Annotated in this window: 21 protein-coding genes; 12 read left to right on the top strand and 9 right to left on the bottom strand. The window is 41.0% G+C overall.

Annotated features, from left to right (window positions below; all coding sequences use genetic code 11):
* Window positions 1-444, top strand: coding sequence for a hypothetical protein (locus BMY70_RS26410; protein ID WP_090340544.1), 444 nt, complete (start codon window positions 1-3; stop codon window positions 442-444).
* Here BMY70_RS26410 and BMY70_RS26405 read toward each other — a convergent pair.
* Both BMY70_RS26405 and BMY70_RS26400 read right to left on the bottom strand, forming a co-directional pair.
* The gene (locus BMY70_RS26405; RefSeq protein WP_090340540.1) at window positions 431-1552 is read right to left on the bottom strand and encodes a glycosyltransferase family protein; all 1122 of its coding nucleotides are present in this window, start codon (window positions 1550-1552) and stop codon (window positions 431-433) included. The genes BMY70_RS26410 and BMY70_RS26405 overlap by 14 nt on opposite strands.
* Window positions 1553-1558: 6 nt before the next feature.
* Window positions 1559-2431, bottom strand: a complete 873-nt coding sequence (locus BMY70_RS26400) for a UDP-2,3-diacylglucosamine diphosphatase (RefSeq protein WP_090340537.1) — start codon at window positions 2429-2431, stop codon at window positions 1559-1561.
* Window positions 2432-2608: 177 nt separating this feature from the next.
* On the opposite strand from BMY70_RS26400, the gene BMY70_RS26395 reads away from it, so the two are divergent.
* From BMY70_RS26395 to BMY70_RS26375, 5 genes are all read left to right on the top strand, one after another.
* Window positions 2609-4048, top strand: coding sequence for an energy transducer TonB (locus BMY70_RS26395; RefSeq protein WP_090340534.1), 1440 nt, complete (start codon window positions 2609-2611; stop codon window positions 4046-4048).
* 12 nt (window positions 4049-4060) lie between these two features.
* Window positions 4061-5497, top strand: a complete 1437-nt coding sequence (locus BMY70_RS26390; RefSeq protein ID WP_090340531.1) for an energy transducer TonB — start codon at window positions 4061-4063, stop codon at window positions 5495-5497.
* A gap of 127 nt (window positions 5498-5624) precedes the next feature.
* Window positions 5625-6488: an SPFH domain-containing protein gene (locus tag BMY70_RS26385; RefSeq protein WP_090340528.1), complete on the top strand. Its 864-nt coding sequence runs from the start codon at window positions 5625-5627 to the stop codon at window positions 6486-6488.
* A gap of 1 nt (window position 6489) precedes the next feature.
* Window positions 6490-6678: a type II toxin-antitoxin system antitoxin gene (locus BMY70_RS26380; protein WP_090340525.1), complete on the top strand. Its 189-nt coding sequence runs from the start codon at window positions 6490-6492 to the stop codon at window positions 6676-6678.
* Between the two features lie 147 nt (window positions 6679-6825).
* The gene (locus BMY70_RS26375) at window positions 6826-9009 is read left to right on the top strand and encodes a S9 family peptidase (protein WP_090340522.1); all 2184 of its coding nucleotides are present in this window, start codon (window positions 6826-6828) and stop codon (window positions 9007-9009) included.
* 61 nt (window positions 9010-9070) lie between these two features.
* Here BMY70_RS26375 and BMY70_RS26370 read toward each other — a convergent pair whose 3' ends face one another.
* From BMY70_RS26370 to BMY70_RS26355, 4 genes are all read right to left on the bottom strand, one after another.
* Window positions 9071-10600, bottom strand: a complete 1530-nt coding sequence (locus tag BMY70_RS26370; RefSeq protein ID WP_090340519.1) for a M20/M25/M40 family metallo-hydrolase — start codon at window positions 10598-10600, stop codon at window positions 9071-9073.
* Between the two features lie 128 nt (window positions 10601-10728).
* Complete coding sequence (locus tag BMY70_RS26365) at window positions 10729-14010, bottom strand: S41 family peptidase (protein ID WP_090340516.1); 3282 nt, start codon at window positions 14008-14010, stop codon at window positions 10729-10731.
* A gap of 90 nt (window positions 14011-14100) precedes the next feature.
* Window positions 14101-15081 (bottom strand): porphobilinogen synthase, encoded by a 981-nt coding sequence (gene hemB / locus BMY70_RS26360; RefSeq protein ID WP_177197137.1) that lies wholly within the window; start codon window positions 15079-15081, stop codon window positions 14101-14103.
* Window positions 15082-15232: 151 nt separating this feature from the next.
* Entirely contained in the window at window positions 15233-15919 is a 687-nt protein-coding gene (locus BMY70_RS26355) for a response regulator transcription factor (protein ID WP_090340512.1), read from the bottom strand.
* 155 nt (window positions 15920-16074) lie between these two features.
* Between BMY70_RS26355 and BMY70_RS26350 the strand changes: the two genes are divergently transcribed.
* The 4 genes from BMY70_RS26350 (at window position 16075) to BMY70_RS26335 (ending at window position 20164) form a co-directional block, all read left to right on the top strand.
* On the top strand, window positions 16075-17085 hold the full coding sequence (locus tag BMY70_RS26350) for an alpha/beta hydrolase (protein ID WP_090340509.1): 1011 nt from the start codon (window positions 16075-16077) through the stop codon (window positions 17083-17085).
* Between the two features lie 120 nt (window positions 17086-17205).
* Window positions 17206-18030: an enoyl-ACP reductase FabI gene (locus BMY70_RS26345; protein WP_090340505.1), complete on the top strand. Its 825-nt coding sequence runs from the start codon at window positions 17206-17208 to the stop codon at window positions 18028-18030.
* Window positions 18031-18227: 197 nt separating this feature from the next.
* Complete coding sequence (locus tag BMY70_RS26340) at window positions 18228-19010, top strand: hypothetical protein (protein ID WP_090340840.1); 783 nt, start codon at window positions 18228-18230, stop codon at window positions 19008-19010.
* A gap of 17 nt (window positions 19011-19027) precedes the next feature.
* Window positions 19028-20164 (top strand): DUF6438 domain-containing protein, encoded by a 1137-nt coding sequence (locus tag BMY70_RS26335; protein ID WP_090340502.1) that lies wholly within the window; start codon window positions 19028-19030, stop codon window positions 20162-20164.
* Between the two features lie 124 nt (window positions 20165-20288).
* On the opposite strand, the gene BMY70_RS26330 is transcribed toward BMY70_RS26335, so the two are convergent.
* Window positions 20289-21830: a YifB family Mg chelatase-like AAA ATPase gene (locus BMY70_RS26330; protein ID WP_090340499.1), complete on the bottom strand. Its 1542-nt coding sequence runs from the start codon at window positions 21828-21830 to the stop codon at window positions 20289-20291.
* A gap of 238 nt (window positions 21831-22068) precedes the next feature.
* Between BMY70_RS26330 and BMY70_RS26325 the strand changes: the two genes are divergently transcribed.
* On the top strand, window positions 22069-23064 hold the full coding sequence (locus BMY70_RS26325) for an N-acetylmuramoyl-L-alanine amidase family protein (protein ID WP_090340496.1): 996 nt from the start codon (window positions 22069-22071) through the stop codon (window positions 23062-23064).
* 3 nt (window positions 23065-23067) lie between these two features.
* Here BMY70_RS26325 and BMY70_RS26320 read toward each other — a convergent pair whose 3' ends face one another.
* Both BMY70_RS26320 and BMY70_RS26315 read right to left on the bottom strand, forming a co-directional pair.
* The gene (locus tag BMY70_RS26320; protein ID WP_090340493.1) at window positions 23068-23916 is read right to left on the bottom strand and encodes a TIGR01459 family HAD-type hydrolase; all 849 of its coding nucleotides are present in this window, start codon (window positions 23914-23916) and stop codon (window positions 23068-23070) included.
* A gap of 18 nt (window positions 23917-23934) precedes the next feature.
* A complete protein-coding gene (locus BMY70_RS26315; RefSeq protein ID WP_090340490.1) occupies window positions 23935-25023 on the bottom strand; it encodes a hypothetical protein in 1089 nt (362 codons plus the stop codon).
* A gap of 233 nt (window positions 25024-25256) precedes the next feature.
* On the opposite strand from BMY70_RS26315, the gene BMY70_RS26310 reads away from it, so the two are divergent.
* Window positions 25257-26237, top strand: a complete 981-nt coding sequence (locus BMY70_RS26310) for a 1-acyl-sn-glycerol-3-phosphate acyltransferase (protein ID WP_090340487.1) — start codon at window positions 25257-25259, stop codon at window positions 26235-26237.
* Window positions 26238-26259: the final 22 nt, after the last annotated feature.

Genomic DNA, 26259 nt, shown 5'->3' with positions numbered 1-26259 from the left:
ATGAGAAAATTTACTTCACTCGTATTGATCGTCATTTTTTTAGGGCTTTCAGCGGCTGGCTGTGAGAAAGAAAGTTGCTGTAAAGCGAAACATCCAGTTTTAAAAGGAACCTGGCAACTAGAAGGATATCTGAATCGTAAAACTAATATTTTGAAAGAAATTCCTGCTAATGATGGAAGAAATGTCGTTTATAAGTTTCTGGACGATGGTCAGAAAGGTACGATATCGGGTAAGACTTATTCAAATACTGTTGGAGGTTCCTATGAAATTTTGGGAAGTTCAAAATTGAAGGTTACTAATTTCGGCGGATCAAAAGTTGGGGAACCGGAGTGGAGTGGAAAAGCATGGTTTCGGTATGGCGAATATCTTTACGAAATACAAGACAATTCCTTGTCTGTTTTTCAGGAAACGGATTCAGAAAAGATGGTTTTCAGGAAAAAGTAAATGTTTCGGTATAAGGTTTTTTTGATGGATGCTTATCAAAAACCTCAACATTTTTTACAAACATCGCATTTCCGCGATGGTACCAGTGCCTGAATTTCTGTGACTGGTCAACATGATGTGGAAGATAATCCAGCAAGACAGAGAGATTAAATGTTTTGGAGGTGACGCCGGCGCCGGAAATTACGCCGTCCAAGGCATTACATTCCTGTTCATAATGGTTGGGAACTGGAACCATCATTACAGGTTTTCCAAGATACATTGCCTCACAAACAGATTCAAAACCAGCTGTGGTAACAAGCGCCCGGCAGCTTGCCAGCTTTGCCAGATATTTTTGACTATTGATGCGGTGAAAGCTTAGTGACTTATCATAAATTAATTCATCCGGAGCGTCGGCTTTGTCCCAAAAACAATGCAGGCGGATCTCCGGATGAGTAAGGTGCCACGAAATAATCTGCTCGCTGAGGCTGTGATGAGTCATGTACACCAGGAAGAAATCATCGGTGACAGGATGAAGATCCTGAATTTCCTGTCTTAAAAGCGGTGGGACTACAATCAGTTTTTCATCAGGCTTGGATTCCATTTCCCGGAACGACAAGGCGAGCCGTTGACTTGCTTTCCAGGAAGCAGCTTTGGAATTAAGATTGATGAGTGCACGGTTGAGCCGGCTGTTTTTGGGAGAAGTGAAATCCGGATGGAGAATAAGGTATTGATGAGCGACACAGATCATTGGTATTTTATTACCAAAAATAATGTTGTAAAGCCCGCTATATGTTTCGTAAAAACTGATGATGAGATCCGGCTGAATTTCCCGGATCGTTTTGTGTATATAGTGCAGGCTTTTGATATAGGTCGGAAGATTTGTTACCAGACTCAGAATTGTCTTTTTAGTATTCATCCCTCCGCCATTGTAAGCAATACTGGGCGCGCTAAAATAGTGAACAGGAGCTTTGATTTGTTCTGTGAAAAAGGATGGAATCTCACGTCCGACGGCACTGCCGACCATCACGCCGGAAATTTCATGGCCGGCATTTCGTAAAATCTGCCCCATTGAAATTGCCTGTGTAAGGTGCCCGCGACCTTCTCCCTGTACCAAAAACAATATTCTCATACGTCTTTAAATAATCCGTCTTTTATCCTGACCCAGGATCATCCCTGTGAAAGCGACTTGTTTATCTACTGTTGGAAAATTTTCAACAACTGTTTTTTTAACTGCCTTCTGCCCGTTTGGTTTTTCTTCAAAATCCTGCTGATTATAATAAACCAGATTCCAGTTTCCGTCGAAATCTTCGACAAGCGCACTTAAAGTTTCAACCCAGTCGCCGGAGTTCATATAGCTGATTCCATCGATTTCGCGAATCGAAGGGTGATGAATATGGCCGCAAATGACGCCGTCGCAATCACGGGAACGGGCGAGTTCTGTCAGTTTTTCTTCAAAATCCGACATATAATTTACCGCCAGCTTAACCGATTGTTTTATTTTTTGAGACAAAGAGAAGTAAGGCAGTCCTCTCCATTCACGGTATTTATTATAAAATTTATTTATCCAAAGCAAAAATGTGTAACCAATATCGCCGAGATAGGCAAGCCATTTCAGATTTGTTGTGATCGAATCAAAGACATCGCCATGTGTGACATAGAAGCGTTTGCTTCCGGAGTTAAGAATATAATCTTTTCTGATCTGGAAATGTTTGCCTAAACGCAAAGGAATGATCTGATCCAGAAAATCATCGTGATTTCCGCGTATATAAATCACCTTTGTCTTGTTCTCCTCAATCATTTTAAGGACGCGTTTAAAGAACATGGTATGTTTCCGTTTCCAGACACCATATTTTTTCAACTGCCAGGCATCAATAATATCACCATTTAAAATAAGCTTTTTACAAGAATAGCTTTTTAGAAAATTGGTAACTTCTTCTGCCTTCGAACCACCTGCTCCGAGGTGTAAGTCAGAAATGATAATTGTTCGAAAATGAGTTGTTTCTCCCATGTTACAAATATTCTCATTTCATGTTACCTGGATATTACTAACAGGTTATCAGTAAGTTAAGATTTCTTGTAAAACTAGTACGACGAAAGATTTTAATTTATTTATTTTTAAATAATAAGTATAATTAAGGTAAATAAGAGATTCTTTATATTTGGCAACAGCAAACTCACCCGACGCATGAAAAAAATACTATTAATCCTGTTACTTACTGGTTATCAGTCTATAAGTCAGAATGTTTATCGGCCGCATGAGGTGGAAACGCAGGCAATTCCAAAGGGTGGTGTTACGATATTAAATGAATTTCTCCAATCCAATATTCAGGTTCCATTGAAGTCTTCGATCAAGGGAATTAATGCAAAAGTTTTTGTAAAAGGGATAGTCGAGACGGATGGTTCGATGACAGGCCTTGGCATTGTCAGGGGAATTGATTCCCTATGTAATCAGGAAGCGATTCGTGTGCTCGGCTTGTATAAAGCGTGGCAGCCAGCTGTCGTAAAAGATCAGAAAGTCAGACAGGCAGTTGTATATCATGTCGCTTTTGTGTCGAATCACAAGGAAAACTTTGATACGACTTTATGGAGTTATGTAAACTACTACGATGCCAAATATCAGCCAACAAAAGTCCTGAAAGATTACAAATACAGGAGTGTCACGCCTGTGGATGAGCAGGGTTATTTGAAAGGTGATATTTCTTACGAAGGCCTGGAATGGGGAAAGTGGAAACAAATCAATGCGATTCCTTTCAAGCGGAAAGAGTTGTGGTATAAAGTAAGCGAGGAGCCCGGCGTGGATTCGGTTCAGGCATATCAATTATCGGCAGAGGATAATCATGAGAGTAATTATGCACCTTTTGTAACATTTCAAAAAGATGGGAAATTACTGGCTTACAGGCAAAACGGCATTTCTGGCAAGCCGCAGATTACCAAAGAATACTACCTCAGTGGAATGCTGAAAAACGTAGAAACTTTTGAGGACAGCAGCAGCACGCGCGTCACCTGGTATGGCAACGGGCAGATTAGCAATGTCCTCAAGATGCATATAAACAAAGAGCGTTATGAAGCAAATAAGGTAATTGGCGCATGGGAAGCCAATGGAAAACAGACGGTCAAAGATGGAAACGGCTGGTGGACGTACAGCAGTTACGCAGATGACAAGTTGGTGATAGAGTCGGGTGCTGTAAATTCCGGATCACAAGACGGGAAATGGGTTGGTAAGTTTAAAGATAGTACCGTTTATTATATCGAAGAATACGAGAAGGGAAAACTGAAAGAGGGAACGCGTTTTGTCAACGGCGAAAAAATCAGTTATAAGAACAAGATAATCCAGCCCAAATTTCACGGCGGGACGAGCGCATTTTATCAATTTCTTGGACAAAATATCAGATATCCATCGGATGCGGCCCGAAAAGGAGTATCCGGTAAAGTGCTGCTTTCTTTCACGGTTTGCGAAGATGGAAGCCTTTGTGATTATAATGTGGAAAAAAGCGTAACAAAAGATATTGATGAAGAAGCGCTCAGAGTTGTCAAAAAAATGAGCGGGAAATGGGAACCGGGAGAAATGCGTGGACAGAAAGTACGGGTCAAGTATAATCTGCCGGTTAATTTTCAATTGCAGTAAAATTAGTGAGCCATGAAATTTCTTTTAGTAATTCTTATCATCTGTAGCGGTCAGGTTTTTGCACAGGAGGTTTTTCAGGTTCACGAAGTGGAAAAAGCTGCCGAGCCTGCCGGTGGTATCACCTTTCTGAATCAATTCATTAACGCAAATCTTCAAATTCCAATTAAATCTGCTGCAAAGGGTATGAATGCGCGCGTTTTTGTGAAAGGTGTTATTGAAATAGATGGAAGTATGTCCAGACTCGAAGTGATCAGGTCAGTAGACAGTCTAATCGATCAAGAAGCTTTGCGTGTCTTAGGGTTGTACAAAGCGTGGAAACCTGCTTTAATTAAGGAAAAACCGGTCAGGCAGGTTTCTGTTTTTCCTGTGATATTTCGAACAGCGCCAATTCCTGAATTTGATAGTACAGAAAATGCTTTGATTGAATATTTTGATAAAAATCACACATCGGTTTCGGATCCGAATAAATATAGATTTCGAAACATGATACCGGTTGATGAACGTGGATTTGTAAGAGCCGATATCTCTTATCAGGAACTGGTTTCTGGCAAATGGAAAACACTAAAAAATATTCCCTACCAGAAAACTGAGTTTTGGGCACCTTATGTTGGTCCACCCGGCCAGGATTCTATAAAAGCCTTTAAAATATTTGCAAAAACAGATAACTGGGACAATGCCTACGAAGAGGTGATTTTGCAAGCTGATGGAAAACTGCTGTCGCACAGGACTTATCCTGGTTCCGGCCGGCCACCTTCTTCCGGCAAATTTTACTTTATAACTGGCGTGCTTCAGGAAAGTCAGCAAACGAATGATGGACTTGTAAAAACAACTGATTGGTATGATAACGGGCAGATCAGAAGTGTTTTAGAATTGGGGGGTGGTAAAGGAACTATTGTTAAAAATGTCTGGGAGCGAGACGGTACACAGATAGTGAAAGATGGTAACGGCTGGGCAAAAATAAAGGGCAACTCATACAGAGGAAAAATAGTTTTTGAGGAAGGACAGGTTGTTGAGGGCAATAGGTCTGGAAAATGGCTTGGAAAATTTGCAGATAGCACCGTCGTCTACGAAGAATTTTATAATGCCGGCAAACTCGAAAAAGGGCAGTCAAATTTTGGTAAACAGCACGTAACATATGATACTGGTGATATCAGTCAGCCACAATTTAAAGGTGGATTAAATAAGATGTACCAATTTTTGGGAGAAAATATCAGTTATCCACGCGATGCTTCGGCATCAAAAATCACCGGCAGAGTAGTCGTCTCGTTTGTGGTTCAGGAAGATGGAACGCTGAACGACTATCTGATTGAACAGAGTGTTATGAAAAGCCTTGATAACGAAGCACTGCGTGTAATAAAAAAAATGAGCGGACTATGGGAGCCTGCAACTCAAAAGGGTGAGAAAATCCGGGTTCGCTATAAACTTCCAATAAATTTCGATACAAACTGAGGAATTCTTCCATTCATCGAATCCCAAAGCCAGTCAAAAGCTTTGGGATTTTTTTATACCTATTTTTGAAAATATTCTACTCATTTTTGATAAAATTGTGATATCATTTTACTATCATATTAAAGCTATGAATGAAAAAGAATTACGTTCGATGTCAGGCTTTTTGCTGTTCGCGATTGGTTTGATCATGTTGTTTGGAGGATTTGGTTTTTCCATCTATGAAGGCCGCCCTAATGTTGGAATTCTGGTTTCGATAATCGGATTTATTATTCTGATCGGGCTTACCGTTATTAATCCGAATGAAGCAGTGGTGACAACATTTTTTGGCGATTACATGGGCACGATGAAACAAAGCGGTTTGCGTTGGGTGAATCCGTTGTTTCGCAGAAAAAAGATCAGTCTGCGTGCGAGAAATCTGAATGGCCAGAAATTAAAGGTTAACGACAAACTCGGTAATCCGATCGAAATTGCCGCGGTGGTTGTGTGGCGCGTTGGAGATACCGCCAAGGCTTCTTTCGAAGTCGATGATTATACGAAATATGTGGAAATCCAGTCGGAAGCAGCTGTGCGACATTTGGCGGGTGTTTATGCATATGATACGATGGAGGCTGAGGAAGTGGAAGTGCCCGAATTTACACTGCGAGACGGAAGCGGAAAAATCAATGAAATGCTTGAAGCTGAGCTGACTGAGCGGTTGAGTAGGGCTGGAGTGGATGTTCTCGAAGCACGGATCAGTCACCTTGCCTATGCGCCGGAAATTGCCGGAGCGATGCTGCAGCGCCAGCAGGCCTCTGCCGTTGTAGCGGCGCGTCGTCAGATTGTGAATGGAGCTGTTGGAATGGTGGATATGGCTTTGGCAATGCTTTCGGACAAGGGAATTGTAGAATTGGATGAAGAACGAAAAGCGGCGATGGTTTGTAATTTGTTAGTCGTTTTGTGTGGGGAAAAATCAGTTACACCAGTGTTAAACGCCGGAACTTTGTATCCTTGATATGGCAGAAAAAAAAGCGTTCGTTTTACGGATCAATCCTGATATGCTCAAAGAATTGGAAGCCTGGGCACAGCAGGATTTCAGGAGTTTGAACGGACAAATTGAATTTTTACTGAGTGAATCGTTGAAAAAGCAGCGGCGCTCGAAAATAAAGGGTATAAAATCAGACCCTGAGGAAAAAGAAGATTAGCGACGACAGGCGATTTTTGGTAGATCTTCTTTACCAAAAATCGCCTGTTATTAAGCTATTATGACCTGTGCATGGGATTTGTAATTCAAAGTGTTAAAATTGCATTAGCAATTGTTTGTATAAATATTAATTCATATCCATTTTCAGATGAAGCATTTGATCAAAGCACTAGTCTTTGTTATTATTTCTTCTCCTCTATTCTCTCAAATACCTGATAATTTCCAGTGGTTGGCAGATGGCAGTGGTTACAGAGATGTGGCAGAAGGAGAAATTGTTGAAATAAAATTACCAGGGGAACAGCCGAAAACCATCGTTTCGAAACAGCAGCTTACACCGAAAGGTGCGAGTCAGCCGCTGGGGGTTCGCAGTTATTCATTTAATCAGGCCGGTAATAAAGTGTTGATCTACACCAACTCGAAAAGAGTTTGGAGATATGACACAAAGGGCGATTACTGGCTTTTAGATTTGACTTCAAATACCTTAAAACAACTGGGAAAAGGCCGCCCGGAATCTTCTCTGATGTTTGCAAAATTTTCTCCCGATGGAAAAAAAGTGGCTTACGTAAGTCAGCATAATATTTTTTCGGAAGACCTTCAATCAGGTCAGATCAAGCAAGTTACATTAGACGGAACGGACCGTGTGATCAATGGTACATTTGATTGGGTATATGAAGAAGAATTCGATTGTCGCGATGGTTTCCGGTGGAGCCCGGACAGCAAAACAATTGCTTACTGGCAGCTGGATGCCAGGAAAATCCGAAATTTTTTGATGATTAACACGACGGATTCTATTTATTCTTATACGATTCCGGTTGAGTATCCAAAGGTTGGACAAACGCCTTCTCCATATAAAATCGGTATTGTAGATGTTGTTTCAGCAAAAACCAGATGGATGAACATTCCAGGTGACCCGCAGAATACTTATGTGCCGCGTATGGAGTGGGCAGGCACTGCAAATGAACTGGTTATTCAGCAATTGAACAGGAAGCAAAATGTCAGCACTTTGCTATATATCGACGCCAAAACAGGTGCTTCAAAATCTTTTTACTCGGAAACAGACGAAGCCTGGATTGATATCAAAAGCCGTTGGGAGAGTAGCCCGGCGGGCTGGGACTGGCTTAATGATGGAAAAGAATTTGTTTGGGTAAGTGAAAAAGATGGCTGGCGACATGCATATCGCGTAAGTCGTGATGGCAAAAAGGAAACTCTGATTACAACGGGAAAATACGATTTGATCAGCCCGGTTCTGATTGATGAAAAAAGTAATTCTTATTATTTCACAGCGTCTCCGGAAAATGCGACCCAGGAATATTTGTATCGCGCTCCGCTGGACGGAAAGGGTGAAGCACAGCGATTATCCCCAGCTGATCAGTCAGGTACACACCGTTATGAGATTTCTCCGTTGGCTAAATTTGCAACGCATAGTTTTTCCAATGCTCTTTTGCCGCCAATGATGGAGTGGATCACTCTCCCGGATCATAAATCGATCGATCCAAATAATTCGATCAGTCAGACGATGATGCGTATCAGACCGGCAAGTATTAATATCGAGTTTTTCAAAATTAAAACTGCTGAAGGCGTTGAAGTTGATGGCTGGATGGTGAAACCAAATGATTTTGACCCTGCTAAAAAATACCCGATTGTATTTTCGGTATACGGCGAGCCAGCTTCAAGCACCGTTCATGACAGTTATGGGACAGGCAGAAACAGACTTTATGCAGGAAATATGCAGGAGGATGGATACATTTATGCATCAGTGGATAACCGGGGAACCCCGGCCCCTAAAGGTCGCGCATGGCGTAAAGCGATTTATAGAAATATAGGCATTATCAATATCAATGATTTGGCTGGTGCTGCGACGGCTATGTTTAAGCAGTATTCGTTCATTGATACCAGCCGCGTAGCAGTTCACGGATGGAGCGGCGGAGGTTCTTCGACTTTAAACCTAATGTTTAAATACCCGAAAATTTTCAAAACAGGTATTGCAGTTGCCGCGGTTGGAAATCAGCTGACTTATGATAATATTTATCAGGAGCGTTACATGGGTCTTCCGCAGGAAAATCGTGAAGATTTTGTGAAAGGATCACCAATCACAAACGCAAAAAATCTTGAAGGAAATTTGTTATACATCCACGGAACCGGCGACGATAATGTTCACTACCAGAATGCAGAAATGCTGGTGAATGAACTGATAAAATACAATAAACAATTTCAGTTTATGGCTTATCCAAACCGCTCTCACGGAATTTATGAGGGCGAAGGAACGTCATTACACTTGAAAACTTTGTTTACTGAGTATCTTAAAAAGAATTGCCCTCCGGGCGCGAAGTAAGATCTATTTTAACAAAAATGCCCGACGTAATCGCCGGGCATTTTTGTTAAATGAAGGTTTTTTATTTCCCATAAAGCTTCTTTGCCGCTGCCTCATATTTATCTCCTGCGATCCATTGCGGAGCCGTTTTACGATCCGCGACAAGTCTGACTGTATAGGTATAGGCCTGGCAGAATTTCAGTAGGTATCCAAAATCGACTGTTTCCGGATTGTCTGAAACCTGGTGGTAATTTTTCATGATATCACCGTTAAATTCTTTGAAACCAGGCGTAAATGTAGGGGCAGGAATTCCTTCTTTAGCAAAATTTACATTGTCAGAACGATCAAAAAGACCCTGTTCCGGCGAAGGATCAGCAAACACTCCCAGCCCGAAAGCTTTGCTTGCCGTTTCAATTTCAGTTTTTACACCGGTACGATTTAATCCCATTACTGAAACAATTGTGGTATCGTTATATCCTGCCCCATCAGAATTCAGGTTGAGGATACATTTATTAAGTGGCAGCAAAGGATGCGCTGCATAATACCGGCTTCCTAAAAGACCTACTTCTTCGGCAGTTAAGGCAACGATCAAAATAGAACGCTTCGGCGGATTTTTAGCAAGCGCTTCCGCTGCGGTTAACAAGGCAACAGTTCCAAAAGCATTATCACGCGCTCCGTTGAAAATACTATCTTCGGCTGTAAATGGTTGTCCGCCTTGTTTTCCAACACCCACGTGGTCATAATGGGCAGTAAGAAGTACGTATTCGTCTTTTAAAACAGGATCTGAACCTTTGATATAACCGGCAATATTGTAGCTGTTTATAAGCTGCGCTTTACGGCCGGAGCTTTTAAAAGTTACATTTTGCGCGCCACGTAACGCACGGGTAATTTTTGCTTCTTTACCGTTTACCCAGGCATGAGGAATCGATTTTGGGTTGTTGTCAGATTCTGCCAGGGCAATGCGCTCGCCTGCAAAGTAACGGTTAACCATGTTCCAGGGCATTGGTGCATTGAAAAGTTCAATAACGGCGATCGCACCTTTTTCTGCCGCCAGTTTTCTTTTTTCTATCGAGGAAGCGATAATTTCAGAAGGGGTTTGAACATCCGGCGTTCCGCTCTGCAACAAAACGATCTTCCCTTTTACATCCAAATCTTTATAATCATCCCACCCTTTTGCGGAATTTTCAAGACCATAACTTGCATAGATCAGCGGAGCGGTTAAATCTGTTGATTCTCCGTTCATTAAAATCCAGTCCTCTCCGCTTTTCAGTTTCTCAGTATCGGCAATAATTTCTCCGGTACCATTCGATCCTATTTTTTCAAATGGTACGTTTTGATAATAAGCTGAAGTGCCTGCGGTTGTATTTCCGGGAACCGGAATAACGCCTAATTTTCTGAACTGCTCAGCGATATACCTTGCAGCAACAAAATTTCCCTGTTCACCTGTCCGTCTTCCCCAAAGTTCGTCCGCAGCCAGAAAACGAATATGCGATTCCGTTTCAGATTTTTTAATACTGAATTCTGGGGGAAGGTTCGTTTTCTTTTGGGCGAATGCCGCCGAGGTTAACAAAAGACAGCTAAAGGAGCCAAAAAGTAAAAATTTTATTTTCATGGTCATGTTTCAATTTAAAATGATCTGACGGATAAGGATTTTTAACAATATACCCAAAACAACAAAAAAATCAGGCAGAGCTGTTAAACTCTGCCTGATTAATATTTAAAATAGTAATTAAAGAAATCTTAGTTAGCAGACTTGTTTGGAAACTTAGGTATCGCCGGAACTCCCTTCTGTCCAGGTTCTGCGATTTTCTTTTTCATTTCTTCAATGGCACGGTCAAGTTGAACATCATTGCCCAGATATTCCTGATGTGGATCATTAACGACTTCAATATCAGGACTAACGCCTTCGCCCTCTATAATAAACTTAGAGCCGTCCGAAGCAAAATGAGCGAATTCAGGTTTGCGTAAGTCGCTGCCATCGATAAATGGAAGCGAGCCGCGAATTCCCACAACTCCACCCCAGGTACGCTGGCCAAGCAGTTGTCCAATGTTGTAATATCTGAACTGGTAAGGGAAAAGATCCCCGTCAGATGCCGAATATTGATCAATAAGACAGATTTTCGGACCAATCTGGGCATCTGGCTTCACCGTTGCAACTTTGCTGTTACGCATCATAGCTCCCAGGCCAGGCTGCCGGCGCAATCGTTCGATGATCATTGGAGAAACGTTTCCTCCCCCATTTCCACGATCGTCAATAATAAGTGCTTCTTTGTCCAGTTGAGGATAGAAATAACGGGCAAACTGATTCAAACCTTCGGGTCCCATATCAGGAATATGCACATAACCCACTTTTCCGCCGGAAGCTTTATTTACCCGCGTAATATTATCCTGAACCCACTGGTGATAATACAGATCAGCCTCGTCAGCAATCGGTTTCACAATGATTTTATGGCTTCCTTTCGCAGACGCGCTGCTATTTACTTCCATCTCAATCGTTTGTCCGGCTTTACCAATTAAGCCTTCATAAAGATTAGTGAAGTCTTTGACATCTTTTCCATTGATGCTGATAATATAATCGCCCGCTTTTACTTTCACACCAGGTGTGCGTAATGGCGATACCAGCGATTTATTCCAGCTTTCCCCTGAAAGGATTTTTTCGATCTTGTAATATCCACTTTTATCACGGCTGAAAGTAGCCCCAAGCAATCCCATTTTGACACGTTCAATTTCCGGTCTGTCGCCCGGATTTGTATACGCGTGTCCAATGTTCAGCTCTCCGATCAATTCTCCGATCAGGTAAGTAAGATCGTTGCGATGATTCACGTAAGGAAGCAACACGGCATATTTATCATGCATTGCTTTCCAGTTAACGCCATGCATATTTGGGTCATAGAAATAATCCCGCATCTGGCGCCAGCTTTCATCATAAATTTGCTTCCATTCTGCATGCAGGTCAGTATTAATTTTTAAACCATCCAGATTCAATTTATTTTTTGCGTCCAGTTTGGTCGTGCCCAAATCCTCGATATACCAGTCAGCCAACTTTCGGAATAAAATTTTCTTTCCATCGGGACTTGTTGTATACCCGCCGATATCGCCGATTTCCGTTTCCTTTTTATCTTTTAAACTGAAGAATTTCAAAGAGCGATCTTTTCCAGCAGAATTAGAAGTGTAATATAACCCTTCGGCCGTTGCAAAAAGACGGTTATAATTTCCAGCAGACACCGGGAGACTTTCGATGCGATCAGCCAGATTTTCTTCGTCAATTTTTATAGTAACATTTTTGTCAGGTTTCGGAGTATCCTTTTTATCAGCTTCTTTTTTGTCTTTATCATCCGTTTTGGTATCTGATTTTTCATCTTTTTCAGATACTTCATCATTCTCAATTTGGAATGACGACTTCACATCTGACGCCAGCCTCACAAAATAAGGTTTCTCCATATTGTTGTAAGCATGGTTCCATTCCGTGTTGCTATATGTTGGGTTAAAATCGCGTGCAGAAACGAAATAAAGCAGTTTTCCATCAGGGCTAAAAGATGGCTGATTGCTGTTATACCAATTGTCTGTCACTTGTACGATTTTTTTCGTACCTATTTGATAAAGTTTGATTGTCTCAAATTCACGCGCTTTTCCCGGCTGTGTGAAGGCAATCCATTTGCTATCTGGTCCAAAAATGTATTCATCAATTTCACGGGAATCACTGTGCGTAATAAGTGTTTTAGTGCCGGATGCGGTTTCAACATAATAAAGATCCTGATTTCTGTCGGCCAGTAAGATATACTTGCTATCGGGACTCCAAACTGGATTGAATTTATAACTTCCTCCGCCTTTTGTCAGTTGTTTCGCCTGTTCTGAACCGTCTTGGTTTTGAATATATAACTCGTCTTCTCCACTTCTGTCTGAAACATAACTGATCCATTTTCCATCAGGGCTCCACTCTACATTTCTGTCGTGGGCATTGCTGCTTTGCGTGAGATTTCTGGTAACTCCATTTTTCGCAGGTACTGTAAAAACATCACCTCGTGCGCCTAAAACCGCCCGTTTTCCATCCGGAGAAATGGCGTACGAATCTACTGTTTTTGCCGCATCGGCCTGCTTGTTACGACCCGAGGAAAAATCTTCTGAAACAGTTATGGACAGCTTATCTGTTTTTCCTGACGCCAGGTCGTACAAATAAATATATCCCCCGTTTTCGAAAGCAATTGCATTATCTCCAAGCGAGGGAAATTTGCAATCATATTCTTTGAAATCGGTTACTTTTTTCGTCTGCCTCCTTTGAGTATCATACTCAAAAAGGTTCATAACCCGATCTCTGTCGCTCAAAAAGTAAACCTTGTTTTTGTAATACATCGGGAAAATATCCTGTGCAGGATTGTTCGTGATATTTTCCGTTTTCCCGGATTTTACATCGAAAATCCATACTTCATCGGCCATTCCACCTTTGTAGTATTTCCAGGTACGGAATTCACGAAAAACACGGTTCATGGCCAGTTTTGAACCATCTTCATTGTAACTGCTCCAGGCTCCTACCGAAAAGGGAAGTTCTTCGCTCAGATCTCCGCTTAACGGCGCCTTGTAAAGTTTGCCTTTAAATGCATTGAAAGACGTTCCGCGACTTCTGTAAATGACACTTTTATCGTCCGGTGCCCAGCCCATTACTACGTTGTTTGGGCCCATTCTGTCGGCTACATCATCTCTTCCTAATGTAGCCGTGTAGGTAATTCTTTTAGGGATACCGCCGGTTGAAGGAATTACGAAAACCTCGGTATTTCCGTCGTATTGGCCAGTAAATGCGATTTGTTTTCCATCATGACTAAATTTTGGAAAAGTTTCGTAACCTGGATGACTTGTGATTTTTCGGCTTACCCCTCCGCCTTTTTGCACGGTATAAAGATCGCCGGCGTAGGAAAACACCACCTGATTTCCGTGCACCGCAGGAAATCTTAACAGACGTGTTTCTTGCGCTTTCAGGCTGGTCTGAAAACAAGCCAGCAAAGAAAGCATAACGTACATTTTTCTCATGGTCTGAATTTATTTTTAACAAAAAGAATCACTCTTCGCATCCATCGGACACGAAGAGTGATTGTAATACAATTAATTATGCCGATGAAATTACTTATCTAAAATTACAGCAGCTTCTTTTGCGAAATAGGTTAAAATACACTTTGCACCGGCGCGACGGATGCTCATCAAAACTTCCATCATCGCGCGATCTCCGTCAAGCCAGCCATTTAATGCAGCCGCTTTGATCATGGCATATTCACCGGAAACATTGTATGCTGCGATCGGGATATCGAAATTTTCATCAAGTTGGCGAATAATATCAAGATATGATAGTGCAGGCTTAACCATCAGCATATCAGCACCTTCTGTGAAATCCAGTTGTGCTTCCAATAACGCTTCACGGCTATTTGCCGGGTTCATTTGATAAGTTTTTTTATCGCCAAATTTTGGAGCAGATTCTAGTGCATCGCGAAACGGACCGTAAAATGCGCTGGCATATTTTGCAGAATAGGACATGATACTAATGTTGGTATGCCCCTCCCGATCCAGAACATCACGCAGATAACCGATACGGCCATCCATCATATCACTGGGTCCAAGAATGTCAGCACCTGCTTTGGCCTGCGCCAAGGCCATTTTTCCTAAAATTTCAATCGTAGCATCATTCACGATTTCTCCGTTCTCAACTAGTCCATCGTGGCCGTCAGAACTGTATGGATCCATCGCAATATCAGTCATAATGACCAGTTCAGGGAATTTTTCCTTGATTGCCGTGATCGCTTTTAAATAAAAAGTGTCTTCTTTATAACTTTCAGATGCATATTTATCTTTTTTTGCTTCTGCATAATTTGGGAAAAGATCGATTGCTCGAATTCCCAGATCAGTCACTTCTTTTAATTCTTCAAGAATAGTATCCAAAGAAAAACGGTACATTCCAGGCATTGATTTTATCTCAACTTTCTGGTTGGTACCTTCCTGAATAAACATTGGGAAAATAAAATCTGAAACCTGAAGTGTGGTTTCCTGGACCAAATCTCTGATAGCAGAAGATTTTCGGTTGCGTCTCGGGCGACGGGTTAAGTAGATCATTATATATAGGCGGTCAGCAATCAGCTGTCGGCTTTTAGCTTAATGAATAGAAAAATTTATGTTAATAAGAGAACGACAGAGGAATAGTTAGAGTTTCACCGTATGTGATTTTATGTTTATTCTTTGCCCTTCACTCCTAATTCTCTGCTTATTATCCTACCATCAATTTAAATCCTTCTCCATGCAAATTCATAATCTGGATCTTTGGATCTTCCTTAAAATGTTTCCGAAGTTTGGTGATATACACGTCCATACTTCTCGCATTAAAATAAGAATCATCTCCCCAGATTGTTTTCAATGCATAACTGCGACTGATCGGCTGGTTAAGGTTCTGGCAAAAAAGTTTAAGCAACTCTGACTCTTTACTGGTAAGTTTTGTACTTTTTTCGTCGGCAGATAATTGATGGTGACTATAATCAAATGTATAATTCCCAACCTGGAACACAGCGCTTTCTTCCGGCAGATCAGATTGTTTGCGATATCTTCTTAAAATCGCTTCGATACGCAGGATAAGCTCCTCACGGTCAAACGGTTTTGTAACATAATCATCCGCTCCGACGCGAAATCCCTGCATGGTATCTTCTTTCATTGATTTGGCAGTAAGAAAAATAATCGGCACATCTCGGCCGCTCATTCTCACTTCTTTTGCCAATGAAAATCCGTCTTTTTTGGGCATCATCACATCAAAAATGCAAAGATCATATTGGTTATCCACAAAACATTGCCAGCCTTTCTGACCGTCAGTGGCAAGGTCGGTCGGGAATCCTTTATCGATCAGATATTCCTGAAGTAATAATCCTAAATTTGCGTCGTCTTCAACAAGTAAGAGGTTGGGCATTTTTTCCTGGCTAAATTATTAATGATTTATTGCATTACATTTTCGAGAAATCGATTTTATGAATTTGATCAGAAAATCACTTTACTGTCTTAATTGGAATGCAGTATAAAACTAACGAACTTTCGGAGCAAAGAAACCTTCAAAAATCATAATATATGTTAAAAATTATAGTGTGGATCGTTGCCGTACTGGCTGTGCTTGCCATTGTTTATTTCGTTGGTCCGAAAGTAACTGCCACAGTACCAGATTCTGCACTTCCCCCGATAACTCAAAATCTGCCACAGCTTGAACAGGAAATCAACGCTTCCGAAGCTGCTGTTAAGGATATGAAAAGGGACAATCAGGCCCGAATTATTTGGGCAGATACTTCAAAAAAAGAGAAAACACGATACAGCATTGTTTATATACACGGTTTTGGAGCCAGCTGGGCGGAAGGAGAACCGATCCATCGAAATCTTGCCAAACGATATGGTGCTAATTTATATCTGGCGCGTATGCATGATGCCGGCATCAGCGATCCTAATGCGTTCGATGACCTTACCTCCGAAAATTTTATAGCTGGCGCTAAACGCGCATTATCGATTGGTAAGGCTTTGGGCGACAGTGTGATCGTAATCGGAACTTCAGCCGGCGGATTGTTAACCGTTTATCTTGCGTCAACAAATCCTGAGATTAAAGGAATCGTGCTTTATTCTCCTTGTATGGCCGTTGCTTCGCCAGCTTTGAAGTTGATAACGGGCCCGTGGGGAAAACAGATTTTACATGGAATAATGGGCGAAAGGAGAGAATCTGCCGACACAATACCGGAACGCGCTAATTTCTGGCTGCAAAGTTATCACACAAACGGCTTAATGGCTTTACAGCAAACAATCGATGCGGTGGCGAAACCGGAAGTTTATGAAAAGATTAAAATGCCCGTTTTTCTGGCCTACTATTATAAAAATGAAGAAGAGCAGGATAAGGTTGTTTCCGTAAAAGCAATGCTTGATATGTTTTCAAAACTGGGAACACCAGCGGACCTTAAAGTTGAAAAAGCATTTCCAAATAGCAGCGATCACGTGATCGGCTCTTACCTGCGCTCGAAGGATGTTGAGGGAGTTTATAAAGCAACGGAACAGTTTCTTGAAGAAAAGCTGTCGCTGAAACCAGTAGAATCTATTAAATAACAACCTTGACTGCTAAAAACCCAATGCTTTGTATTAAAAAGATTGTGGTTTAAGCAGTCAAAATTTTGTTACTTTGTCGGCCAAAAAGGGCGTTAACTCGTAATTAACAATAAAGAAATCATGGCATACGGTTTATTAAAAGGAAAAAGGGGAATAATATCCGGGGCATTGGACGAAAATTCAATTGCCTGGAAAGTTGCGCTAAAAGCAAAAGAAGAAGGAGCTACATTCACGTTAACGAATGCACCAATCGCTATGCGTATGGGCGCAATCAATGAATTGGCGAAGGTTTGTGATGCGCAAATTATTCCTGCGGATGCCACTTCTGTTGAAGATATAGAAAAATTATATACCCAATCAATGGATGTATTGGGCGGAAAAGTAGATTTCGTTTTGCACTCAATCGGTATGAGCGCAAATATCCGTAAAGGAAAAGAATACGGGGATTTGAACTACGACTGGTATCTGAAAAGCCTTGATGTCTCATCACTTTCTCTTCACAAATTTTTACAGGTTGCGGAGAAAATGGACGCTATTAATGAGTGGGGTTCGGTTGTTGCCTTGTCTTACATTGCAGCACAACGTACATATCCATTCTACACAGATATGGCAGAAGCCAAAGCAATGCTTGAAAGTATTGCACGCAGCTTCGGATACCGTTACGGAAAAGCGAAAAATGTTCGTGTAAACACGATTTCACAATCTCCTACAAAAACAACGGCGGGTTCAGGAATTGGCGGATTTGATGCGTTTTATGAGTTTGCAGAGAAGATGAGCCCGCTAGGAAACGCTACGGCTGACGATTGTGCAAACTATACAATCTCGTTATTCTCAGACTTGACGCGTATGGTAACGATGCAGAATCTGTTCCACGACGGAGGATATTCTTCGACAGGTATTTCAGAAGAGCTTGTTCAAATGATTCAGAATCAAAATAAAGCCTGAAACGTAATTTAAGGCAGCTTTTTTCAAAAAAAAAATTGAAAAATCCCTCCAAAACGCACCGTTCTGGAGGGATTTTTGTGTATTAATAAAATAATTAAACCGTCCATCCCGTTTGGCGTTGTATGGTTATGACGAACTGAGTAGTTTCGTTTTGTAAATCCAATGCCATGAATTCTATTATTAATCAGAAGTCTCCTATGCATCGTTCGTTCAAAATCAAATATGCCGTGCTTTCAGGGCTTGTTTTCTTATTGGCTGCCTGCGGTGGTGAAAAGGAAAAAGCCGAGGCAATTCCAGATGCGCCGATTTACACATTGATATTTTTGGATAAGACTCAAAGCGTAAATGTCAACCGGGCATATGTCAACGAAAAATACCGTAAAACGCTGACAGATATCATGGAAAATAACATGAAAAACAAAGGTGACAAACTGGATGTTTATTTTATACATGAAAACACGTCAAAAGCCCGTGCTTTGTCGTTAATGATCAGAAGTGAAAAAGAGATAAATGACGGAGCAAATGCGACTGACCGTGAGGCCATTGAAACAGCTTTTCAGCTTTCTTTGCAGCGCGAAAAAAGTATTTTCCTGAGACAATTGCTGTTGAAACTGAACCAGCAAAATGAGGGTTCTTCGAATCAATCCACGGATATCTGGGCAAGTTTGCCTGTCATCGCAAAAGCCGGAGAAAGTGGTGCACAAGTGAGCGTATACTATTTCAGTGATATGATCGAAAGTGTAAAAGGTGCCGGTCGCCGCGACTTCCATAAGCAGCCCCCCGTTTCGGATACACAAGCTGAGGAGGAAGCAAAATCGGACGTTAAGCAGTTAGAAAAATATGCGATTGGCTCTCCGCAGGTTACGATTGTCTCGCCTTTCGAGGCAACAGCTTCTTCAAAAGAAAATAATCCACATGTGACGCATTACTGGCAAACACTTTTTCAGGAATTGGGCGGAGTGAGTGTTGACGAGTTGTAGCAAAATAAACTTCTCGTATGGAACTTCTGAATTTTGTGATTAGGACAATTTGCTTATTGACTTTTCCTTCTTCACCACAAGTTATCCAAGAATATGACCGTCTTATTATTGGTGACTGGATATTGGTCAATATAGAACTAAAATATGAATCACCAGCAGATTCAATAGAAATGCCTTTTTCGGAAGTAGGATCTAAACCCGGTTATACATTTAGTGAATCTGGTTTTTGCGAGAATAAACTTGGGTATTTCAACAATGATAACCAGGGAAATACCCAATTTTTGGGTACTGAGACGAAATATCGGATACAAGGTAACCAATTGTTAATTTTTGATCTGGCAAATAATATATGGGATAGATACGAAGTTGTGAAGCTTGATAGTAAAGTTTTAGAACTTACATTAAATGATTCAGCTAACGTAATTTATGAAAGGAGTAATTACAAATTGTCTCCACAAGTTTCATTTGATCAAATCATTGTTTCTTCCTCCGGTTGCTTGGGAAACTGTCCGGTAAATAATGTAATTGTGTCAAAAAGTGGCGAAGTGATCATTCATAACGAGCATTACACAAAAAACAATGGATTATATTCGTCTGCTATATCTTCAAAACAATTTCAGAACCTAGAATTGAAATTCAGGAAAGCTAGCCTAAAAAAGTTGAACGACAGATATGAAGCAAATTGGACTGATGATAATGAAATAACGATTTCACTTATAAAAAACGGGAAAATTTATAGAACCATAACCGATTATGGATATCAGGCTCCAACTGAACTTTATTGGGCCTATTTTCCGCTAACTTTTATTGATCAGAGACTGCCCCTCAAAGATTTACCTAAACGGGACAAATTGTACATTCAGAAAATTTTTTCTTTTGAGAAGGATAATAAGTACATCCGGCTTGTTAAGTCAGAAAGTTTTTATCTGGTAAATCTGTTACGTACTGCAAATTCAGTTGAGAAAAAGTTTGTTGAAAAATATAACTTACATGCTTATGGAGAGCAAGGGTTAATAAAGGCTACGACAGATGGACGATATTATAAAATCAGGTTAGAGGACCACAAGTATGTGATTCTGGATCTTGGATACAACTTTTTGCAGCAGAATAATTTACAAGTTAGACGCTCAGCTAAGGTGGACAACAGGCAATGAAGCTCGCCTGAAACGCCAACAATTGTTTTCAGATTTCCAGTCTCATCAAAAGTCTATAATGAACGAAATGTCTTTATTCAAGGTATTAAAAATCGCCAGTTTCCCATAATGGATTAATTTATCATTACCCTGCCCAGTTCTCCCGATCCAAACTCCTATACTGAATCGCTTCCGCCAAATGTTCCACTCTAATATCATCACTGCCAGCTAAATCAGCGATCGTACGCGAAACTTTTAGAATCCGGTCGTAGGCACGCGCAGACAATCCCAGCCTTTCCATAGCTGTTCTTAGCAGTGCAGTCCCCGCCGTTTCGATCGTACAGATTTTTTTAACCATTTCAGGCGGCATCATCGCGTTGGAATAAATCTCTTTGTTATCTTTAAAACGTTCTGTTTGTCTTTCTCTCGCCTTTATTACCCGCTCCCGTATTTGAGCGCTGCTCTCGGATTTACGTGTTGAAGCAATTTGGTCAAAAGTAACCGGTGTAACTTCGACGTGAAGATCAATCCTGTCTAGTAGCGGTCCGCTGATCTTGTTCAAATATTTTTGAACAACGCCCGGTCCACAAACGCACTCTTTATCAGGGTGATTATAATAACCACATGGACATGGGTTCATACTGGCGATCAGCATAAAATTTGCCGGAAATTCTACTGTCATTTTCGCTCTCGAAATACTTACTTTTCTTTCTTCCAATGGCTGCCGCATTACTTCCAAAACTGTTCTTTTAAATTCAGGAAGCTCATCCAGAAACAGAATTCCGTTATGAGCCAGTGAAATTTCGCCTGGTTGAGGAAAACTTCCACCTCCTACCAAAGCTGCGTCGCTGATACTATGATGCGGCGCGCGATAAGGTCTTCTCGAGACCAATGCTGCATTAGTTCCTAATTTGCCAGCTACCGAATGGATTTTAGTCGTTTCCAAGGCTTCGGGTAAGCTTAACGGGGGCAAAATGCCAGGAATTCGTTTTGCTAACATTGTTTTTCCTGCACCCGGAGGCCCGATCATAATGGCGTTATGCCCACCTGCGGCCGCGATTTCCAAAGCACGTTTTATGTTTTCCTGACCTTGAACATGTTCAAAATCAGCGTCGTATTCGTTCTGTGTCGTGAAAAACAGATCTCTGGTATCGACTATAAGCGGTTCTATGGAGTTTTTTCCTTCAAAAAAAGCGATAGCATCTTCCAGTGTCTCCACGGGAATAACATCGATATTATTGACAATCGCAGCCTCTCTGGCGTTTTCTGCCGGTAATACAAAACCTTTAAAGCCTTGTTTACGAACCTCAATAGCGATCGGTAAAACTCCTTTAATCGGACGTAATTTTCCATCCAGGGATAGTTCGCCCATAATCACATAATCTTCAAGATTGTGGACGGAGGAAATTTGTTCAGAAGATTCCAGAATACAAAGTGCGATCGGGAGATCATAAGCCGATCCTTCTTTGCGGATGTCCGCAGGTGCCATGTTGACAATCACCTTTTGCCTGGGCATTTTATAATTGAAGTATTTCAAAGAAGCTTCAACGCGATGTTCACTTTCCTTAACGGCACTATCTGCGAGCCCGACAATGTGAAAGTGCATCCCTTGCCCCACTTGTACTTCAATTGTAATCATTTTGGCGTTGACGCCATATACGGCACTTCCGAACGTTTTTGCAAGCATAATAATGGATATTGATGAACCGTGTGTGTATTTTGGTTTTTAAGTAAATCAAAATTAACAGGATTTTGGATAACCATTTACAATTGAAATCGAGATATGGCAAGAATAAAAGGGAATTCTCCTAATTGGAATAAAAACCTGCGTAAACGACATGGAAAATGTCTGAACGGAAAAATAAACAGTTAATTTAAAAATCTATTTTTGATGTGTTAAGTATTTTCTGTCAAAATAAACAGCTATGAAAAAGATTCTGAACCTTGGATTTTTTCTTTTTATAATCCATACAATCGGATTTGCGCAAACCAAATCGGGTTCGTTAAATGGGAAAATTATTTGTGTTGATGCTGGACATGGCGGAACAGCGCTGACGGATAGTTATCGCGTAGGTCCGGGTGGTGAACGGGAGGAATGGATAAACTTGCGTGTTGCGAAAATTCTTCAAAATAAACTGGAAATAATAGGTGCAAAGGTGCTGATGACCAGAACCACTGACGACACGATTTCCCTGGCCAGAAGGGCAAAAATAGCTATTGACAATAATGCAGACCTGTTTGTTTCTATTCATCATAATGCGACCGCTGATCCAAAGGTTGATTTTCCAATCATCTATTTTCATGGAAATGCCACTGAAAATCTCGCCGGTGTAGCACTTGGAAAGGAGTTGGCAGTAACAATTACAAAATATTTATTCAATGGAAACAGTCCGGTGTCTGTTGTTTCAGATTTCACAATTTTCCCGAAGGCCGGCGCTCAGGTTTTGCGCGGAACGTATGGAATTCCGGCAGTTTTGGCCGAGGCAGCATTTTTTTCTAATCCGGACGAAGAACAAAAGTTGAAGCAGGAAGAATATAATGAAAAGGAAGCTCTGGCATATATGGAAGCACTTGAAGCATTTTTTATTAAACCGATTCCTGAAATAACACCCAAGAATTCCAAGGTTTCGGTGACTCCGTTTCTCGCATTTCAGGAAGCAGAAAGAATGAATGAAACCGCGCGTCGCTGGCAACAGGATTTTGAGGAAGGACAAGCGCTTATGAAAAACCATGATACCACGTCGATTCACCAGGCATATGCGAAGTTCACGCAGTCAGCACGCTCTTTTCCTGACTCTTATGTGGCTGCCGAATGCCACGCAAACAGAGCTGTTTTGTTAAGAATGATGGGAAAAACAGATGACGCGAAGCAGGAAGAGCTTCGCGTAAAAGAGTTTTATGTAAAATTTGCGGTGAAATAATAATTACTCCACCACAGCTGAAACGCAGATATAAGTCGGGATAATTCCGGTACTTCGTATCCGGACTTCCGCATCAATGGCTTGCGTATTTCCAGTTAAAACCAATGCAGTATCCAGTCCGAATTTGTTCCCGCCCAGGATATCTGTATGCAGTGTATCGCCCACCATCAAAATATCTCTTTTACTGACATTTGGATAATTTTTGATATGTTGATAAGCGAAAATGAACATTTGAGGATCTGGTTTTCCGAAACGGATAAACTGCCTTCCAATCGTATCTTCAATCATTTTTGCCAAAGCGCCCACCGCGATCGAAAGTCGTGTTTTGGACGCCGGATACGTCTTATCCGTATTGGCGACGATTACAGGAATATTGCGCTTGCGAAGTAAATTCAGCGTTTTAGTTAAATCAGTGTTCCAGTCGAAACCTTCGTCGTCCAGAAATACCAAAGCGTTTACATCATTAATGTCACTTAAATCCAGTTCGCGAATGGACAAAGTTTTGATATCATCTGTACCAATGTAATGAGCTGAATTTTCAGTTCCCAGGTAAGCCACTATCCCGCTTCTTACTTTCAGATCCAGATACTCACGTGCCAGCATACCTGACGAAATGATACGATCCGGGGTGACATCATCAATCCCCAACCGCACATAGGATTCTGCAAGTTGTTCAGGACTGCGTGAAGCGTCGTTGGTCACGACATAAAAATCTTTCCCGGTTTCGTTTAGGTATGCAAATGTATTTTCAATCCCCGGAATCAGCCCATTATATGTTTTAAGAACGCCAAATGCATCAAAGAAGATCACTTCGTACTTGGAGAGTACGGACTTAAAATTGTCTAAAATCATGTAATTGGCGTCTTAAATTTACGATTTATCTAAACTAGGTTTTTTCTTACTCTCTTTAATTTCTGGTGTAATATTCAGAAATTTTAGAATTTTATCCGCATCAAATGTATCAATTGACGGAAAGTAGAGCTCGTAAGCTTCTCTCTGCAATTTGGTAGAGTAAGTTCTATGAAAAAAGTATTTTCCATATTTTATTACATAGTTAAGAATAAAAAAGCGATATGCCTCCTTCATGAACCGTACCTCATTTTCCGAGAGTGGATATACTTTGTGGTATTCTTCAAGAAAAATCATAAAGCGGTCTTCCATCAGAGGCGTGATTAAATAGCTGAAAACCGTACGGTCTCCGACGTTTGAAACGACCCTGCTGAAAAAGTAAAAATCAAGGATTCTCGATGACACCCGGAACCAGTCATAATCCCAGCGCGAGAATAAGTGCTGATCTTCTGTCACTGAAAAATTTCCGATATTCCAGTCAACAAAAACCGGCATCATATCGAATGATATAACATTTAATTTCTGAACATTTTTGAGGAAAATGTCACATTGTTCTCTCAGGAATTCGACATGCATTCTGTGTTCATACTGCCCGGCTTCTGTATCAAGGATATCAAGCAGTTGTTGAATATCAGTCCTCAATTTTTTCGATGACTTTGGGATAGATTTCCCTACGCGATAACATGCCTGGTGAAATTTGGCCATTTCGCGGCCGAGCTTTCTGATATTATCTTCGTCAAGTCTTTTCGGCATCCGATTCATCGCACGGATCGGATTGTAAAAAACAACCCAGGTATCCAGAAAATCCTCCTGATAACGATAGGTGTAAACCTGATTATTTTTTAGAAGAGACTTGGCTAGTACGTTCTCAAACGGGTATAATAAATTGTTGGAAACTGCGTGGATAATTCTGTGATCTTCTTTGAAGTGCTCATATTTTCCAAAATAGGAAAGTTTGGCAATAACGATATCGTCGTTGTCTAAGGTTACCCTGAATACGTGATTGGTTGATACTTTGGCACTTATATCTTCAACCAGTTTAATAGATATCGAATCGTCGAATCCCGCCCAGGCCTTTTCAATGATGGCTGGATAGTTCTTTATGCGCATGAAATTACTCAAAATAAGTAGTTAGTTGTTGATAAATTCGGGTACTTTTTAGTGATAAAGTGTTACAAAGTTAACAACTTCACTGAAAGAATACACGCTGCTGTTTTCTTACCGACACTTCGCTCATTTAATAAAATATTGGATATCAGAAGAAAAGGAAATTGAAATTTTGCGTTACTTCTTTAAAATAGAATTTAGCGTTAGTTTTGTGTTGAAACTTACCATTTTATATAGTGTTTTATTTTTTTTCCCGATTTTTGATCCGACTGGCGCTTCCTATCTTTCTGCGTCGTCTTTTAATCGTTAACCGCGTTAAAATCCCTCAGAATGTCCCATTACTAATTGCCTCAAATCACTCGGGGTCATTTTTTGATGCCCTGGTGATAGGTGCTGATTTAGAACAGGTTATCTACACGCTGACACGCGGCGATGTATTCAGGAAACCTGCGGTTAAGTTCTGGCTTCGGCAAATAAATCTTATTCCTGTTTTCAGAGGTTCGGAAGGAAGACAGCACGTTAAAAATCTTGATGTGACAACAAGTGAAAGTCTCGCTGCCATGAGAGGTGGAAACGCCGTTGTCATTTTTTCGGAAGGTATCTGCGTGAATGAGTGGAAACTTCGGCCCCTTGGAAAAGGAACTGCGCGTATGGCTTATCAGGCTTGGTTTACTGACAAAGATTTAGGTGAAATGCGGGTGATTCCGACAGGTGTAAATTATGAACATTATCGTGGTACCGGCAAACGAGTCGCGCTGCGTTATGGCGATCCGATTCATCATTCCGATCTGAAAACGAATCCGGAAGATTATGAAAAGTGGCTCAGAGAGTTCAATGATCTGCTTTTTGAACGAATGAACCGGGAAATATTGACAATTCCCGAAACGGCAACAAAAGAAGAGCGCAAGCTAGCGTTCAATAATTTCTTCGGGACGAACTCAATTCCCTCAAGAGGAAATTTTGTCTTTCGAGGAATTGGCTGGTTGGGCCGTCTGATTCATCGTCCGATTTATCATGCGTTTGTTAAAAAGGTATCAAAAATAACAGCCAGAACTGTTTTTTATGACTCAGCACTTTTTGGTTTACTGCTTTATCTTTATCCGTTAATTGTATTGCTAATATCGCTGATCGTAGGAATTTTTGCAGGTTTCAAAGCCGGGCTTGCGGTGTTTGCAGCTTTACCGCTTTTAGCTTGGTTTGGTAATCGGTATCGGTAAAAATAATTAAGGCAGCACCGAA

Origin of the sequence: Dyadobacter koreensis (assembly GCF_900108855.1) — a bacterium.
In the GTDB taxonomy this organism is placed as follows: domain Bacteria; phylum Bacteroidota; class Bacteroidia; order Cytophagales; family Spirosomataceae; genus Dyadobacter; species Dyadobacter koreensis.
This window is presented reverse-complemented; position numbering and strand designations above follow the sequence as displayed.

Bases quoted from the DNA above. Each gene is read 5' to 3' on its own strand.
- BMY70_RS26410 (WP_090340544.1), top strand. From the start codon at position 1: ATGAGAAAATTTACTTCACTCGTATTGATCGTCATTTTTTTAGGGCTT.
- BMY70_RS26405 (WP_090340540.1), bottom strand. From the start codon at position 1,552: ATGAGAATATTGTTTTTGGTACAGGGAGAAGGTCGCGGGCACCTTACA.
- BMY70_RS26400 (WP_090340537.1), bottom strand. From the start codon at position 2,431: ATGGGAGAAACAACTCATTTTCGAACAATTATCATTTCTGACTTACAC.
- BMY70_RS26395 (WP_090340534.1), top strand. From the start codon at position 2,609: ATGAAAAAAATACTATTAATCCTGTTACTTACTGGTTATCAGTCTATA.
- BMY70_RS26390 (WP_090340531.1), top strand. From the start codon at position 4,061: ATGAAATTTCTTTTAGTAATTCTTATCATCTGTAGCGGTCAGGTTTTT.
- BMY70_RS26385 (WP_090340528.1), top strand. From the start codon at position 5,625: ATGAATGAAAAAGAATTACGTTCGATGTCAGGCTTTTTGCTGTTCGCG.
- BMY70_RS26380 (WP_090340525.1), top strand. From the start codon at position 6,490: ATGGCAGAAAAAAAAGCGTTCGTTTTACGGATCAATCCTGATATGCTC.
- BMY70_RS26375 (WP_090340522.1), top strand. From the start codon at position 6,826: ATGAAGCATTTGATCAAAGCACTAGTCTTTGTTATTATTTCTTCTCCT.
- BMY70_RS26370 (WP_090340519.1), bottom strand. From the start codon at position 10,600: ATGAAAATAAAATTTTTACTTTTTGGCTCCTTTAGCTGTCTTTTGTTA.
- BMY70_RS26365 (WP_090340516.1), bottom strand. From the start codon at position 14,010: ATGAGAAAAATGTACGTTATGCTTTCTTTGCTGGCTTGTTTTCAGACC.
- hemB (WP_177197137.1), bottom strand. From the start codon at position 15,081: ATGATCTACTTAACCCGTCGCCCGAGACGCAACCGAAAATCTTCTGCT.
- BMY70_RS26355 (WP_090340512.1), bottom strand. From the start codon at position 15,919: ATGCCCAACCTCTTACTTGTTGAAGACGACGCAAATTTAGGATTATTA.
- BMY70_RS26350 (WP_090340509.1), top strand. From the start codon at position 16,075: ATGTTAAAAATTATAGTGTGGATCGTTGCCGTACTGGCTGTGCTTGCC.
- BMY70_RS26345 (WP_090340505.1), top strand. From the start codon at position 17,206: ATGGCATACGGTTTATTAAAAGGAAAAAGGGGAATAATATCCGGGGCA.
- BMY70_RS26340 (WP_090340840.1), top strand. From the start codon at position 18,228: ATGCATCGTTCGTTCAAAATCAAATATGCCGTGCTTTCAGGGCTTGTT.
- BMY70_RS26335 (WP_090340502.1), top strand. From the start codon at position 19,028: ATGGAACTTCTGAATTTTGTGATTAGGACAATTTGCTTATTGACTTTT.
- BMY70_RS26330 (WP_090340499.1), bottom strand. From the start codon at position 21,830: ATGCTTGCAAAAACGTTCGGAAGTGCCGTATATGGCGTCAACGCCAAA.
- BMY70_RS26325 (WP_090340496.1), top strand. From the start codon at position 22,069: ATGAAAAAGATTCTGAACCTTGGATTTTTTCTTTTTATAATCCATACA.
- BMY70_RS26320 (WP_090340493.1), bottom strand. From the start codon at position 23,916: ATGATTTTAGACAATTTTAAGTCCGTACTCTCCAAGTACGAAGTGATC.
- BMY70_RS26315 (WP_090340490.1), bottom strand. From the start codon at position 25,023: ATGCGCATAAAGAACTATCCAGCCATCATTGAAAAGGCCTGGGCGGGA.